The following is a 13,915-nucleotide window of genomic DNA, read 5'->3' as shown; positions in this document are numbered from 1 at the left end:
AGGACTAGAATCACAACTAAGATGTTCGAATTCAGAATCACAGCTGAGGAAGCTCAACAGAAACGCCTCCGTTATTTAAAGATGATCTATTTCATCTGCTTGGCTATTTCTAGCGTCTACCTCATCAAGTTCAACTTCGAATACCACGTCTCTACTTACAATCCAGGCTTGCTATCGCTGTGGTTCGCGACGGCTTTAATCCCACCACTCTGTCTGTATGGTTTTAAAAGCTATACCTATGCTGCGATGACTTGCAGCAGTCTTGCGACAGGCGTCCTTATATATTTTCTTTATTTGTCAGGCGGAGTAGAGGCACCAGGAATTTTCTGGCTTGCAGCCGTCCCGTTAGTTATGGGCGTCTTATTGAAAGTGCGTGGCGCCATCACAGGCTACGTTATCGTGCTTGCCACGATGATATGGTTCTGGCTCCTTAGACAGCAAGGTGGCGGCGTCAACGTCGTGGCGCAATACGGGAACTACAATTTCGAAAAGAGTTTTAACGTCTGTACATTCTTACTTTTTGCAGCAGTGACAACTCACCTCTATATAAGAGGTGAGCAAAAATACGTTAAACGCATGCAAGAGCAGAATATGGACGTCGAAAACCTCTTACGCGTTCTTCTGCATGACGTCGCAAATACGCTATCATCGATGACCTATAATTTAGTGAAGGCCCGTGAAGACCAGGAGCAAGCGACCCCTATGACGCTTGAACTGGACAAGATGGAACGCGCCGTGAACGACATTAATAGTCTATTGACCCAGGTTCGCCATTTGAAGTCAGTGAAGGACGGTAAAGCTGCGATGCCACTGAAACCGGTGTCGGTTGCGATTGTTCTGCATGAGGTTTTAGAAAAGACTGAAGCCGTTGCAACGCAAAAAGGTATTAAGATCGCGCTGGATCTGACCCGCGATAAAATGCTCGTGAATGGCGAAAAAACGATTCTAAGCAACGTCGTTTTAGCAAATCTCTTAAATAACGCTGTGAAATTCTCGCACCCCGGGGATCGCATTGATCTGCGCGCCTACCCGGCTGAATCCTTAGCCGTGATCGAAATCCAAGACTATGGCGTCGGCATGCCTGAACCTTTGTTAGAAAAGATCTTCAGCCTTGATGCCATCACAACTCGTGCGGGCACTCATGGGGAAAAAGGCACCGGCTATGGAATGCCGTTGGTGAAAGAATATTTGACCATGATGGGCGGAAGCATTGATATCACTTCTAAAGAGGAAGCTCGGGGGAATAATCCACGAGGCACCAAAGTCACTCTCCGTATTCCCCTTGCTCAATAATGAAAATAAAAAAGGAGTCTTGCGACTCCTTTTTCTTTTAGATCATTTTAAATCTAATACGTTTCGGACCTGCATTTTCGCCAAGGCGTTTTTTGCGGTCTTCTTCGTATTCAGAGAAGTTTCCAGGGAAGAATTCAATTTTTGATTCACCCTCGAAGGCCATGATGTGTGTGCAGACGCGGTCCAAGAACCAGCGATCATGCGAGATCACCACAGCAGATCCACCGAACTCAAGCAACGCTTCTTCAAGCGCACGCATTGTGTTGACGTCCAAATCATTCGTTGGCTCATCCAGAAGAAGAAGATTTGCACCTTGCTTCAAGATTTTCGCCATGTTCACACGGTTACGCTCACCACCCGACAATTGACCGACTTTCTTTTGTTGGTCAGAACCCGAGAAGTTAAACCATGAAACGTACTGACGAGAGTTGATTTCGCGAGTACCTAACTGGATCACATCAGCGCCACCAGAAAGCTCTTCGAAAATAGATTTATTCGGATCCAATGTCTCACGCGTTTGATCCACGTAAGCAATCTTCACAGTTTCACCAACTTTGAAAGTTCCTTTATCTGGCGACTCTTTACCAGTAATCATACGGAACAACGTTGATTTACCGACACCGTTCGGTCCGATAACACCCACGATCGCACCTTTTGGAATTGTGAAGCTCACATCATCAAGCAACACTTTGTGGTCGTAGGCTTTTGTGATGCCTTTTGCTTCCACAACGATATCACCCAAACGAGGTCCCGGTGGGATATAGATAGACATCTCTTGGATTTTCTCTGGAGATGCTTCTTTCAATAGATTTTCGTAGTTAGAGATACGGGCTTTTGATTTCGCCTGACGAGCTTTCGCGCCTTGACGAATCCAATCCAACTCTCTTTCAAGAGTTTTCGCTTTGCGAGCCTGATCTTTTTGTTCAGCCGCTGTACGTTTATCTTTTTGTTCCAACCATGAAGTATAGTTCCCTTTCCAAGGAATACCTTCACCGCGATCCAATTCCAAAATCCAACCCGCAACGTTATCTAGGAAATAACGGTCATGGGTTACGGCGATCACTGTGCCTGGGAACTTAGAAAGATATTGCTCAAGCCACGCCACTGATTCTGCGTCCAAGTGATTCGTAGGCTCGTCCAATAACAAGATATCTGGTTCAGACATAATCAAGCGCGCCAAAGCCACACGGCGTTTTTCACCACCCGATAGATTTGTGACAGCCATGTCGCCATCTGGACAACGAAGAGCATCCATCACGATTTCGATCTTTTGATCGACATCCCACGCGCCCAACGCATCTAGCTTTTCTTGAAGTGCACCTTGTTTTTCGATGAGTTTATTCATCTCATCTGGATCCAAATCTGGATCTGCGAATTTATCGTTGATCGCGTTGTATTCGGCCATCACTTTTGGAAGTTCGCCCATACCTGCGAAGATATTTTCTTTCACAGTCAGGTTGTTATCCAATTGTGGTTCTTGCTCGAAGTAACCCACCTTCATTGTTTTCGAAGGGAAAGCTTCGCCGATAAAATCTTTATCTACGCCTGCCATAATTCTAAGCAAAGTGGATTTACCAGAACCGTTCAAACCAAGAACGCCGATCTTTGCGCCGTAAAAGTAAGAAAGATAAATGTCCTTCAAAACGTAACGTTGTGGAGGATATACTTTACTTACACCTTTCATTGTGTAGATAATCTCTTGAGACATGATGTCGCTCTCCTAGGTTCAAGTATAAAATCAGCAATTTATCAGGCTGAAAGTACTTGTCAAATGGAGTTCATTTGAAGACACTATCGCCCTTCCACAAGAAGTAGAAGAGACGCACGAAGCGGCTTCGATAGTTAAAACTGGATAGTTTTTAAGCATAATGAGTGATGACATCTTAGAGAAACAACCCGAATCATTGGCCCCTAGCGCCAAAGAGAGCCCGAAAGAAGGCTCTCGCAAGTCCTTATTCGGGAACCTTAACTCTGATTTGAAACAAGCCTTAGACACTTGGGAAGTGCTGACGGAGCAAATGGCGACGAAGGTTTCCCCTGAAGAAGAGCAGCTTCATGAAGTGAAAAAACTCTTGGGCGAGCTAAAATCTAAACTTGCCGCGTTCGAAGAATAGTCAGTGCTACTTCGACGAAGTCGAAGTGTAGACCAACCCTACCTTTTGCTACCACCGCGACATTCTGGCGAAATAAAATTCAAAGCATCTTTTTGATTTTCAAATTCTTGAGGCGTTAATGCTCTTTGCGTTAAGGCGTGCAGGCCTGTTTGCATTTCGTTTTTTAATAGATCATTGACCATGCGCTGACGATCAATGCGGGATTTCCCCTCGAAGGCCGGAGCCACGACTAAGACTTTAAAATGAGTCTCGCTGCCGGGCCCAGAGTGCATGTGGCTCTCGTTTTCGATCTCAAGAAGAGTCGGATGCAGAGAGCCTTCAATAATTTCTCGAATACGTAGTTCGCGAGCTGTCATTTATCTAGTGCTTTTTTCTTTTTTCGATTTCTGACTTCGCGTACTCAAGACCCATCTTCGCCATTGCGAAAACGCCTTTTTCTTCCAATTTCTTTTCGACGTCTTTAGCTTTGCGCAAAACTTTAGCCGCTGCCATTTGCGCCAAAGGATTACCCAGTGGAAGACCTTCGAATTGACCGTCTTTCACCCACTCGTCAGCTACTGTGTCAGCGATTTCCATCACTTTAGGAGCTTTTTCGCGGATCACTTCACTGCCGTAGAAGTGCAAGTGAACTTTGTCACCTTGTCCATCAGCAGGAGCGCCTTCATTGATCATTTCTTTTTGCGCTTGGAAAGTCGACTCAGCGTTGGTGCTGCCTTGGTGATTTCCAGAAGAAGCGTGAACACCTTCATTTTGCGCTTCCGTGTTGATCGCGTCGTTTTCTTCGTTCATTGCATTATTGTTTTTGCCTGATTCTGCCATAATATCCGCTGTCTGTTCGTTGATTTCAGTGTCATCAGTGATTTCTTCACCGTGATCCGCCTCTTGATGAAGGCGACGTTTCGCATGCTTATTGTGATGCTTACCGTGGTGATTTTCTTTACTCTTCTTTTTACCTTCGTAATTTCTAATATCTGGCATATCTCACCTTCCTTTAGACATAAACGTCTTAAGTAAATCCAAGTACTTCACGAGTCACAAAGTCATAATCCGCTTTTACTGGGGATTTACCTGCAAAAAGGCTTTTTCCCGAGCGTACAGAGTTTTTAACCTCTGAGGATGTTCGAATATAACCCTTCATCAGGTCACCCTCAAAAGAATCAATGCACTTCTGTAAAAGTTCATGACTGGTGTTTTCTCGCCCATCAAACTTTGTGAACAAAATCTTCTTTGTAAAGTTCAGGTCGAAATCTAATTTAATATCTTCCAATTCCCCCAGGTTCTTTTCGAGTCCTAAGAAGGCAAATTTGTCAGGATTCACAGGCAAAATGATCTCATCAGAGGCGACCGTGACCGCCGTATTCGTGGCACTTAAAGACGGAGCCGTATCGATCAAAATCAGATCGTAGCGGTGTTTAATCTTCTCTAGAGGCGATTTTACCGCCTGCGCCCAATTGCGATTTGAGTTCATCAAAACGCGATCTAAGACTGAGTTATTCAAACTTGATGGAATCAAATCGACATGCGGCTCGATAAATTGCACGCACTCTTCGATGTTTTTCTTTTTTTCGACGATATCAACCCAAACTGGTAGGCTTTCGTCTTCAACGCCCAATGAAAAACTCAAGTTCGCCTGTTGATCGAGGTCAATGAACAACACACGCGCTCCGTACATGGCTGCGCGAAGGCCCATATTCAAAACCGAGGTCGTCTTGGCAACTCCGCCCTTCAACATTTGGATCGAGATGACTTTGTGAGGGTATTTGTAACCCGAAGCCAACATGACTTGGCGAACTTCCTCTGGCAAAAGCCATGGCGATTTTAGTTTTTTCGCTAAAATTTCTTCGGCTTTTTTCTTTGCTTCAGAGGGAGTGATTTCCAGAAAGGAAGCAAGATCACTCAGGGTGATGCAGAACTCTTGTTGCGCAAGTGATGACACAAAGACCTCCTTATGCAGAAAGCCTAGCCTTATTTCGCGCAAATGCGAAGGATGAGATTGTGTTTGGAAAGGGTGCGTCGCTAGAGGGGACTCCCCGCTAGAGTCCCGGTTCTAGACGAGGAATTTCCTCTTTAAGGTGGCTGCGCATGTCTTCAACGTCATCGTGGTACATCCACAATAGTTCTTCACGCAATTTGCGTAGACGCCACAACTGCTCGCTACTGAGGGGTCTTAAACTTTCCGAGAGCCTTAAAAGATGCAGATCGACTTCGCGTTTGAAATCGCCATAGTCGGTGTCATCTTCGTGTTCGAGAAAATTTAGGAACTCTTGGATGTTTTCGTTCATAACAAGCCCTCCACCACTCTATTTTGACGTGCTGTCGGTCTTTTCATTCACAAAAAGCCATCTTCTTGCTAAGAATCAGAACATGATGACTTTACCGATTATTGCAGAAGGACCCGGCTGGATTGTTATTGATAAGCCTGCAGGTGTCAGCGTTCATAACGACCCTCAAGACGTGACGCAGATTCTGCGCAAACAATTGAAGACGGGAACTTTTCAAGACATCCACCCGGTTCACCGATTGGATAAAGAAACCAGCGGGTTACTGCTGATTGCCCTGAATGCAACGTTATCCCGTGAATTGGCCGAGCAGTTTCAAGCTCATACCTGCGAGAAAACGTATTTTGCTATTTTGCGTGGAGCAATGCCCGTAAACGAAAATTATCAATCGTGGACTCTACCAATTTCAGATAAAGCGGAAGGGCGCAAGAATCCGCAAGGTCTTTCCAAGGACCGCGTCGAAGCCCGCACGAATTATAAAGTTACTGAAGCCACCAAATATTTTTCTTTGATTGAAGTCAAACTTCTGACGGGAAGACAGCATCAAATCCGCAAACACAGTGCTATGGCAAAACACAGTATTATCGGGGATGCTCGTTATGGGGACCCTAAGTACAATTCTCGTATGGCAAAGATCTATGACACGGATCGTATGTTTCTTCACGCAGCCAAATTGAAGATCAAAATTTCCGGCGAAGAAAAAACATTCGAATCCCCTTTGCCGGAAGATTTTAGAAAACTTCTGCAGTCAGGAAATAGCAGCGAATGATGAAAAGAGTAAAGCAGGTCCTTGGTTTATTGATACTTGCTTTATTCCTAACTGCTGCCGACTGGGGCTTACCCAATACTCCCAGTACAGCGATTGGTGATGCCGGAACTTTATATTTAGCCGATCCCAGTTTTCTTTTTGAAATTCACAATAACGATTGGATTGGTCAGACCGACAAGCTTCTGACCTTTTCTTCAAATCTTGCTTACTATCGCAATCTACAAACAAAAGCTCATCCGTCTGATCCAACACCCGAAGCTTTTGCCGTCATTCTGGGTTCACGCCTGCTGACACCCATTATTAAAACTCGTTTTGATCAAGAAGATTTACCACAGCCCGAAGGTGTGTTGGCCGAGTGGCTTGCTTTACAAATTTCTTACAGTCGCCTCATAGGGCGGATGAAGTTTGAATTATCATTTGAAGGCGATTTCTTTGGTAATTATCACGCTGACGACATCTATCGCACCATTCACGAAATGGTCGCTTCCCCTGATGATTGGGATCGTTTTGGCGAAAGAAAAGAAGGCACATACGGTGCGGGTTCTGTGGGGCTTGGTTATCTGTGGAACGATTTTCTGCTATCGACGGTGTACTACGATCGAAGTATTGTCATGGAGGACTACACTATTCAAACTTCTTTCGTTTGGCCATTCAGTGATAATTTTTCTTTTGCTGCTGAAAACCGTTTGGTTTTTCAAACCTACAGTCAGTTATACAAAGATGAACGCCCCTATCGCCAAGAATGGTCGCTGGCTTTGAAATGGGGCTTCTGGCAGGGAAACTTTAAATATGTTTCCCCTTACCTTGAAAAGGACCGCTGGGGTCAGTATTTTTTAAGTCCTCTTATTTTAAGTTGGAAGTTTTAGTTTTACGTTTCTTTAAAATCTGCCCTAGGGCCTGCATTCCTTCAGCAATTTCGTCATCGTTCACACAGGCAAAACCAATACGCAGATGAGTGCCGTCCTTTTTATTAAAATCACTCGATTTTTCATTCTGAAAGAAATAGCCCTTCTGACTGGCATCCTCGGCAACAAGGCGCGAGTTCGTATGCAGATTCACCCAATAACATAAGCCGCCGTTGGGCTGATACCACGAGATGTCGTGTTCTGCCTTTATTTGCTTCAAGTGCTCTTGCATCAGAAAGAATCTTTTTTCATAGGCGCGAGTCATTCGACGCACGTGTTTTTCAAAGCCGCCCTCTTTCATCCAGGCTGCCAATGCTAATTGCGCAATGGCATCAGTCTGTCGCGATACTAGATATTTTTGTTCAGCCAAAGGCTTCAGCAAACTTTCATGACATGCGATCACACCCAAGCGTGAACCCGGAAATAAGATTTTTGAAAAGCTTGCGATATAAATCGCGTACGAACTTTGCGTCGCAAGTGGTGCCGGAGGAGGACTAAGGTAATGACATTCATGATCGTAATCGTCTTCAAGAATGGGCATTTGATGTTTTTCTGCTAGCTGCAACAAATGCTGACGACGACGCGGGCTTAAAGTCACGGTCGTTGGGTATTGATGAAGTGGCGTCACATAGACCATTTTGATCTTCTTCGCAGAAATCGCTTTTTCTAACTCCTCGGTATTCAGTCCCTCTTCATCGACTGAAATCGGAACAATCTGCAATCCGAGATTTTCAAATAAGCCCCACACCGGAGCATAGCCTTTTGCTTCAACCGCAATCGCGTCCCCCGGATTTAGCAACGCCTGTGCAATCAAATAAATTCCTTCTTGCGAGCCATTCGTAATCAAATAACTTTTGTCTGTCAGTGAACGACTGCGACGGAAGTAATCCGCAACTTGTGCACGAAAGACCTCAAGCCCTTCAAACGAACCATAATTCAAAAGCTCAGGTTTCACCCGCTTTAAAGAGTCTGCACATATTAAACGAAACTCGTTCATTGGAAACAAACGCAGATCGGGTTGGCCGCCCCAAAACTCAATGCGATGTTTGGCTTTTTCTTCGCGCAGTGAAAAGCCCGGTTTACTCAGACGGAATTTTGGCACCTTCGCCGTCAACTTTGCCTGTTTCAGTGAATTTGTAATCGGTGTTTTTTCTGAAACAAAATAGTGTGACTTTTCCCGCGCTTCCAACCACCCTTCGGCAACCAATGACTGAAGCGCGTTCATGACGGTTAAGCGGTGACAACGATGCGTTTTAGCAAGGTCACGTGTCGAGGGAATGCGTTCGCCCGATTTTAAAACGCCCTCTTTGATTTCGTTTAAAAAACGATCATAGATTCGTTGGTACTTTGTCGCGCTGGCCATCTGGTATAGTCCTTAATTATTTTCTGGTTATTCTTACTATACCAGTAATTCGCTAAAACAAGAACATGGAAAACAATCAAGTCTTCACCGATCCTTGGTCCGCCCCAGTCACTTTAGAAGGCCTGGCGACTCGCCTTGAACCCATTGGTCTGCAACACTTAGAAAGCCTGTCACGGCATGTGTTGTTTCCCCAGCACTTTGTGGACGATTACGGCGGCTGCGTACATCCCGCTGATGTCGAAAAAGAAATTAGGCATTGTTTAAAATCCCGAGAACTGCAACTTGAAAACGGCTTTGCCATCATCGACAAACGCACAGGCGAAGCTGTCGGTTATAGCAATTATCTGCATCTAAACCGCAAGAATCGCAATTTAGATATTGGACGTACGCGTATCGGGATTGAGTTTCATAAAACGCACATCAATACCGAAAGCAAACTTCTGATGTTGCAACATGCGTTCGAACAACTGGGCTGCTTGCGAGTGAGTTTCAAAGTCGACTGTTTGAATTTTAATTCGCAACGCGCAGTAAAACGCCTGGGGGCAAAGTTCGAAGGCGAAATGCGCAATTACATGCTTTTACCTGATGGACGGAAACGCGATTATCACTGCTATTCGATCATCGATACTGAGTGGGAAAACGTCAAAAAAACTCTGCACGGTTATTTAAGGAAGTACGATGTACAGACCCTCAGCCTTTAACGTCGACGACACCGGTTTACTGAGCGAGTTTATTGCTCACTATCCTTTAGGAATGATGATCACGGTTGAAAACAACGAGCCGCAAATCAGTCACCTGCCCTTCGTGATGACGGACAATGGCGATCTTATCGGTCACATCGCCAATATGAACCCGCAGACTCAAGGCCTTCACGACAAATCGGTGTTGGTATCTTTTAAAGGCCCCGATCGTTATATCTCGCCCGAATGGTACGAATCCAAGATGGAAGTGCCGACATGGAATTATGCCGCCATCGAAGTGCGCGGTAACATCGAACTTGTAAAAGACTTTAGCGGTATCGAAGATATCTTATCTGCTTCGGTGACTGCGTTTGAAAAGCGCAATCACACTCAATGGAACTATGATCTGCCGCTTAAGTTTCGTGAACAACTGGTGAAACATATTACCGGCATTAAGATCCACATTGAAACGATCGAAGGAAAATTTAAATTAAGCCAGAACAGAAAAAAGCAAGATCAAGAAAAAGTCAGAGCTGAGCTTAAGAAGCAGATATTAAGCTCTGACTTAGAAATGCTTTTGTGGATGGATAAGACGAAGACCTAATCAGCATCAAACAAAGTCTTACGCTGACTGGTGAAATTTTCCTGCATCTTCGTAAAATTGGTTTTGCCATTCGCAGGAGTGACCTCTTTGCGCCATAATGCGAATTCTTCCGCAGCGGGATCACGTGCAGTCTTCATCGCTTTTGAACCACCGGGCAAATAAGCTCGGTATGGATTTTCGGCCTCCAGCTGTTCTTTTGTTTTTACAGGCTCTGAAGGTGCCGTGACTTGCGGGCCTTTTGTCATTTTTGGATCTGTGGCTTGCACGGCTTCAATCGTTTGCAAAGATGATGTCGGCGTTGTTGAAATACCACGTGCAGCCGCTAAATCTTCCGCAGTACCCGTCGCTTGAGTTGACGTCGCCGCACTTGTTGTCGTGGCCGCTGTCGCAGAACCTGCCGCTGAGGAACTGCCAGCCGTCGATGTCCCACTTGATTTATCCTCACACTGATTGGCTTGCTTCGCGGAGTTTACGATTTGCATGATACCAAGACCTGCCGACGCCAAAGATTTCATATAGTCAACGGCGCAAGTTTTATTATATTGGGCTGTTGAACCTTGCGACTCAATGCCCATTTCTTTCTTCAGACCCATCATCGTTTGTTTAACTAAGCCCACGTACTCTTTTTGATAAGCTTGACAGCTTAATTGCTGATCCACAGTCGTAACAAATTCACATGTGGCGGCACCACTCACGGCTTCTTGAATTCCCTGCAAGGCTTTCAAGCTTGATCCGCAGGACGATTCGCACTTCACTTTTAAAATTGTACAAGCGGTCGTGTAGGCTGTCAGACCGGTTTGTGCCACTTGCAGTGCTTTGGCCATATTACTGCAAGCATCTTTCACTGCGATGGCTGATGCACCCGCCATAATCATATTCACAGTTTGCAAAGTGCTTTGAATATTTGGATTTGTTTCTTCCATACAAAAGAACGTCGCACGTGGCTTATCCACACCGCAGCTTTCATAAGCTTTTTTATACGCGGCCTGTACGGACTTTAATTTTGCTTCACCCGGAAAATGCAAACCCACGCTGGCTGCTCTTGCCGGAAGCCCCATCAAACTTGTCGTCGCTTGCATAATCTGATTGTGAGCCGAGCCATCACGAGCCGCCGCTTCTTTTTTAACTTCGCCATCCGCTTGCTTCACATCCACATTTGTTTTGTCACTGGCAGCAGGAGCTTCCGCAGCAACTTCAGGTGTCGCGGCTTCGGTATTCTGCCCTTCCATCTGCTGAGCAGAAGGTTCGCGTTGTTGTGGCGCGGCCGAGGCATCTTGTTGTGGAGGTTGCGGATTACTTGAAGTGCGAGGGCCACCGCCGTCATCGCGCAAAACGATTTCACCCGATTCGATGTGCGTTTTGGTAACACCATCAGCGTTATTATAATATTCGGGCGCCGCTTGCTGCTGCGGAGTAGTTCCACCACCGGAATTATCAACTTGTTGATTTGAAGTATTTTGCGGCGCTGATTGCGCTCCAGAACCCTGATTGCCCGCTGGCGTTTGTTCAGCAGGAGTCGTCGGAAGCTTATCTTTATAAAGACCCGACTTATTCGCTTCCTCATTCATGCGAATGCGTTCTCGATCATCGACACCAAGCAGTTTGTCGCCGACTTTATAGGTTCCTTCTAATGCATGAGCTTGCAATGGCAAAACCATTAACAGAACAAGTACGATCCGGAAGTTCATGGCAGCATCCCCCTGCTATTTTATCGGGGTAAACACTCTACCATTTAAACATATCCAGGATCTTCTTCCCACAGAGTGAGCGCACTCTTCATGACATTGCAGAAGAGTGTCTCAAATGGATCTATTTATTAATTTTGCTATCTAATTTTGAGAGGAAACTTGAAACCAAATCCTCGCGAGCCTGGCCACTGACCGGCCGAGCGCCGAGTGGATATTCTTTATAAAGCTCTGTTGGAATTTCAAGCAAGAAACGTGACGGCACAGACGGTCTGACCACGCCATTCTTTTTACGCTGCTGACAGCGTGACATGATCAAGCGCTTTTTCGCACGAGTCACACCAACGTAGAACAAACGACGTTCTTCATCAATATCCGATCCTAAGTTTTTATGTGGCAGAAGATCTTCTTCGATGCCAGCAAGAATTACGATCGGGAATTCCAAACCTTTCGATGCATGTAACGTCATCAGTTGGACTTTGTTTTTATCTTCTTCTTCATCATTCAAATCATCACGAAGCATCATCGAATCGACGAACGATTTGATGTATTCAACTTCGTAAGCACGACGTCCTAAGTAGGCATCAAGGATACGACCTAGGATTTCGACGACCATCCATTTTTTCTCAGCCCCTGCTGGGTCCGCGGCACTTGCATAGACGTATTCTTTATAACCAAGCTGATCGAACATCTCGACAAGCTTGGCTCCAGGTGAAGAACCCACTGGGAAATCTAAAAGATGTTTTGGCAACCATTCGATAAAACCTAAAAGATCTTCGATGGCTTCGCCCGTCTTATCGGGAATTTCAGCGTCTTTCCACAAGCGACAAGCATCTAGGAAACTGACACGACGTTTTTGCGAAAACTCTGTCAGCTTTTCGATTGTCGTATCCCCGATGCCACGCGAAGGGACATTGATGATCCGACGCAGAGACACTTCATTCGGGGCAAACGACTGCTTCAAGTACGCCATGATATCTTTGATCTCTTTACGATCGAAGATCGAAGTACCGCCCGAAATATTATAGGCGATACCGGCACGACGAAGCGAACCCTCGATTAAGCCGCCTTGTGTGTTCGAACGATAAAGGACGGCAAAGTCTTTCAATTTAAAACCTTCGCGCTGCCAATGCAGAATCTCGCTGACAACAAATTCACATTCGTCTTCTTCACGTTCAAGAATGAAGACTTCCGGAAGATCACCGGTCGTTTGTGCGGCTTCCGCTTTCAAAACTTTACCGTGACGATTTTTGTTTTTCGAGATCGCAGCATTTGCCACCGCCAAGATTTCACCTGAAGAACGATAGTTGCGTTCAAGCTTAATCACTTCGCAGTTCTTATTCTCGTGGGGGAAGTTCAAAATATTTTTTACTTCCGCTCCACGCCAGCCATAAATCGACTGATCGTCATCACCAACCACAGTGATGTTTTTATGGGTGCGTACGATTTGTTGGATAAGATCCATTTGGATACGGTTGGTATCCTGGAACTCATCGACCATGACTTGAGAGAATTGATTCTGAACTTTTTCTAAGATTTCAGGATGTTCTTTAAACAACTGCAAAGGCTTAATCAAAAGACCTTCGAAGTCGACGACACCCAGGTGTTCCAAACGTTTGGCGAACTTTGGCGCAAGCACTTCCACAACTTCGTGGTATTCATCTTGGCCTTCGTGTACAGGCGCAACACCAGTGCGCTTGTCGTTGATCATCGTTAAAATTTTATCGATGTCGAATTTATCTTTAGAAGTAATTTTGATGTCTTTGATGAGTTCTTTCAAAACGGCATTACAATCCGTTTGATCGACGATCCCGAAGTACGGTGAAAGACCTGCATGTTTGTGAAAACGACGAAGAATCTGAAGACCGAAAGAGTGGAACGTTCCCGCCCACAAGCCTTCGCCCGCGCCACCCAGTTTCTGCCCGACCCGGTGTTTTAATTCGCGAGCTGCTTTATTTGTGAACGTCAAAACGCAGATCTCTGGAGCCTTGGCGACCCTTTCTGAAATCATACGTCCCGTGCGTGAAACAAGAACGGTTGTCTTGCCAGATCCGGCCCCCGCCAAGATCAACAATGGACCGAAATTATGCTTAACGGCTTTCTGCTGTTCAGGATTTAAACCTTTAAGCCAATCCACAAACCATTCCCCTCAAAAACTAAAAATCAAAAACGGTTGCGAGCCCCTCAGCCTGCAACCGTTTTACAAAGAACTATCAGACGCAA

Annotated in this window: 14 protein-coding genes; 6 read left to right on the top strand and 8 right to left on the bottom strand. The window is 45.4% G+C overall.

Annotated elements, in window-relative coordinates; translation table 11 throughout:
- The first annotated feature begins 21 nt into the window (after positions 1–21).
- Positions 22–1,293, top strand: a complete 1,272-nt coding sequence (locus DOE51_RS06020; protein ID WP_246845418.1) for a sensor histidine kinase KdpD — start codon at positions 22–24, stop codon at positions 1,291–1,293.
- Positions 1,294–1,330: 37 nt separating this feature from the next.
- Here DOE51_RS06020 and ettA read toward each other — a convergent pair whose 3' ends face one another.
- On the bottom strand, positions 1,331–3,001 hold the full coding sequence (ettA, locus tag DOE51_RS06015; RefSeq protein ID WP_142695657.1) for an energy-dependent translational throttle protein EttA: 1,671 nt from the start codon (positions 2,999–3,001) through the stop codon (positions 1,331–1,333).
- Positions 3,002–3,161: 160 nt separating this feature from the next.
- Here ettA and DOE51_RS06010 point away from each other — a divergent pair, with 160 nt between their 5' ends.
- A complete protein-coding gene (locus DOE51_RS06010) occupies positions 3,162–3,407 on the top strand; it encodes a hypothetical protein (protein ID WP_142695656.1) in 246 nt (81 codons plus the stop codon).
- A gap of 38 nt (positions 3,408–3,445) precedes the next feature.
- Here the strand turns inward: DOE51_RS06010 and DOE51_RS06005 are convergent, their stop codons facing one another.
- The 4 genes from DOE51_RS06005 to DOE51_RS05990 all read right to left on the bottom strand — a co-directional run bounded on the left by DOE51_RS06005 (position 3,446) and on the right by DOE51_RS05990 (position 5,689).
- Positions 3,446–3,763, bottom strand: coding sequence for a BolA family transcriptional regulator (locus tag DOE51_RS06005; protein ID WP_142695655.1), 318 nt, complete (start codon positions 3,761–3,763; stop codon positions 3,446–3,448).
- Positions 3,764–3,767: 4 nt separating this feature from the next.
- The gene (locus DOE51_RS06000) at positions 3,768–4,385 is read right to left on the bottom strand and encodes a hypothetical protein (protein ID WP_142695654.1); all 618 of its coding nucleotides are present in this window, start codon (positions 4,383–4,385) and stop codon (positions 3,768–3,770) included.
- Between the two features lie 28 nt (positions 4,386–4,413).
- A complete protein-coding gene (locus tag DOE51_RS05995) occupies positions 4,414–5,343 on the bottom strand; it encodes a ParA family protein (protein WP_142695653.1) in 930 nt (309 codons plus the stop codon).
- 97 nt (positions 5,344–5,440) lie between these two features.
- A complete protein-coding gene (locus DOE51_RS05990) occupies positions 5,441–5,689 on the bottom strand; it encodes a hypothetical protein (RefSeq protein ID WP_142695652.1) in 249 nt (82 codons plus the stop codon).
- Between the two features lie 82 nt (positions 5,690–5,771).
- On the opposite strand from DOE51_RS05990, the gene DOE51_RS05985 reads away from it, so the two are divergent.
- Complete coding sequence (locus tag DOE51_RS05985) at positions 5,772–6,455, top strand: RluA family pseudouridine synthase (protein WP_168196395.1); 684 nt, start codon at positions 5,772–5,774, stop codon at positions 6,453–6,455.
- The gene (locus DOE51_RS05980; protein WP_142695650.1) at positions 6,452–7,321 is read left to right on the top strand and encodes a hypothetical protein; all 870 of its coding nucleotides are present in this window, start codon (positions 6,452–6,454) and stop codon (positions 7,319–7,321) included. Before DOE51_RS05985 ends, DOE51_RS05980 begins: the two co-directional genes overlap by 4 nt.
- Here DOE51_RS05980 and DOE51_RS05975 read toward each other — a convergent pair.
- Positions 7,299–8,723, bottom strand: a complete 1,425-nt coding sequence (locus DOE51_RS05975) for a PLP-dependent aminotransferase family protein (protein WP_142695649.1) — start codon at positions 8,721–8,723, stop codon at positions 7,299–7,301. The genes DOE51_RS05980 and DOE51_RS05975 overlap by 23 nt on opposite strands.
- A gap of 65 nt (positions 8,724–8,788) precedes the next feature.
- Here DOE51_RS05975 and DOE51_RS05970 point away from each other — a divergent pair, with 65 nt between their 5' ends.
- On the top strand, positions 8,789–9,424 hold the full coding sequence (locus tag DOE51_RS05970; RefSeq protein ID WP_142695648.1) for a GNAT family N-acetyltransferase: 636 nt from the start codon (positions 8,789–8,791) through the stop codon (positions 9,422–9,424).
- Positions 9,402–10,007 carry an FMN-binding negative transcriptional regulator gene (locus tag DOE51_RS05965; protein ID WP_142695647.1) on the top strand — a complete coding sequence of 202 codons (606 nt, stop codon included), beginning with the start codon at positions 9,402–9,404 and terminating at the stop codon, positions 10,005–10,007. The genes DOE51_RS05970 and DOE51_RS05965 overlap by 23 nt, the downstream gene beginning before the upstream one ends.
- Here DOE51_RS05965 and DOE51_RS05960 read toward each other — a convergent pair.
- Positions 10,004–11,695: a hypothetical protein gene (locus DOE51_RS05960; RefSeq protein ID WP_142695646.1), complete on the bottom strand. Its 1,692-nt coding sequence runs from the start codon at positions 11,693–11,695 to the stop codon at positions 10,004–10,006. The genes DOE51_RS05965 and DOE51_RS05960 overlap by 4 nt on opposite strands.
- A 121-nt stretch (positions 11,696–11,816) precedes the next feature.
- Positions 11,817–13,829, bottom strand: coding sequence for an ATP-dependent helicase (locus DOE51_RS05955; protein ID WP_142695645.1), 2,013 nt, complete (start codon positions 13,827–13,829; stop codon positions 11,817–11,819).
- Positions 13,830–13,915 lie beyond the last annotated feature (86 nt).

The sequence above is a fragment of the Bdellovibrio sp. NC01 genome, from assembly GCF_006874625.1.
In the GTDB taxonomy this organism is placed as follows: Bacteria; Bdellovibrionota; Bdellovibrionia; order Bdellovibrionales; family Bdellovibrionaceae; genus Bdellovibrio.
This window is presented reverse-complemented; position numbering and strand designations above follow the sequence as displayed.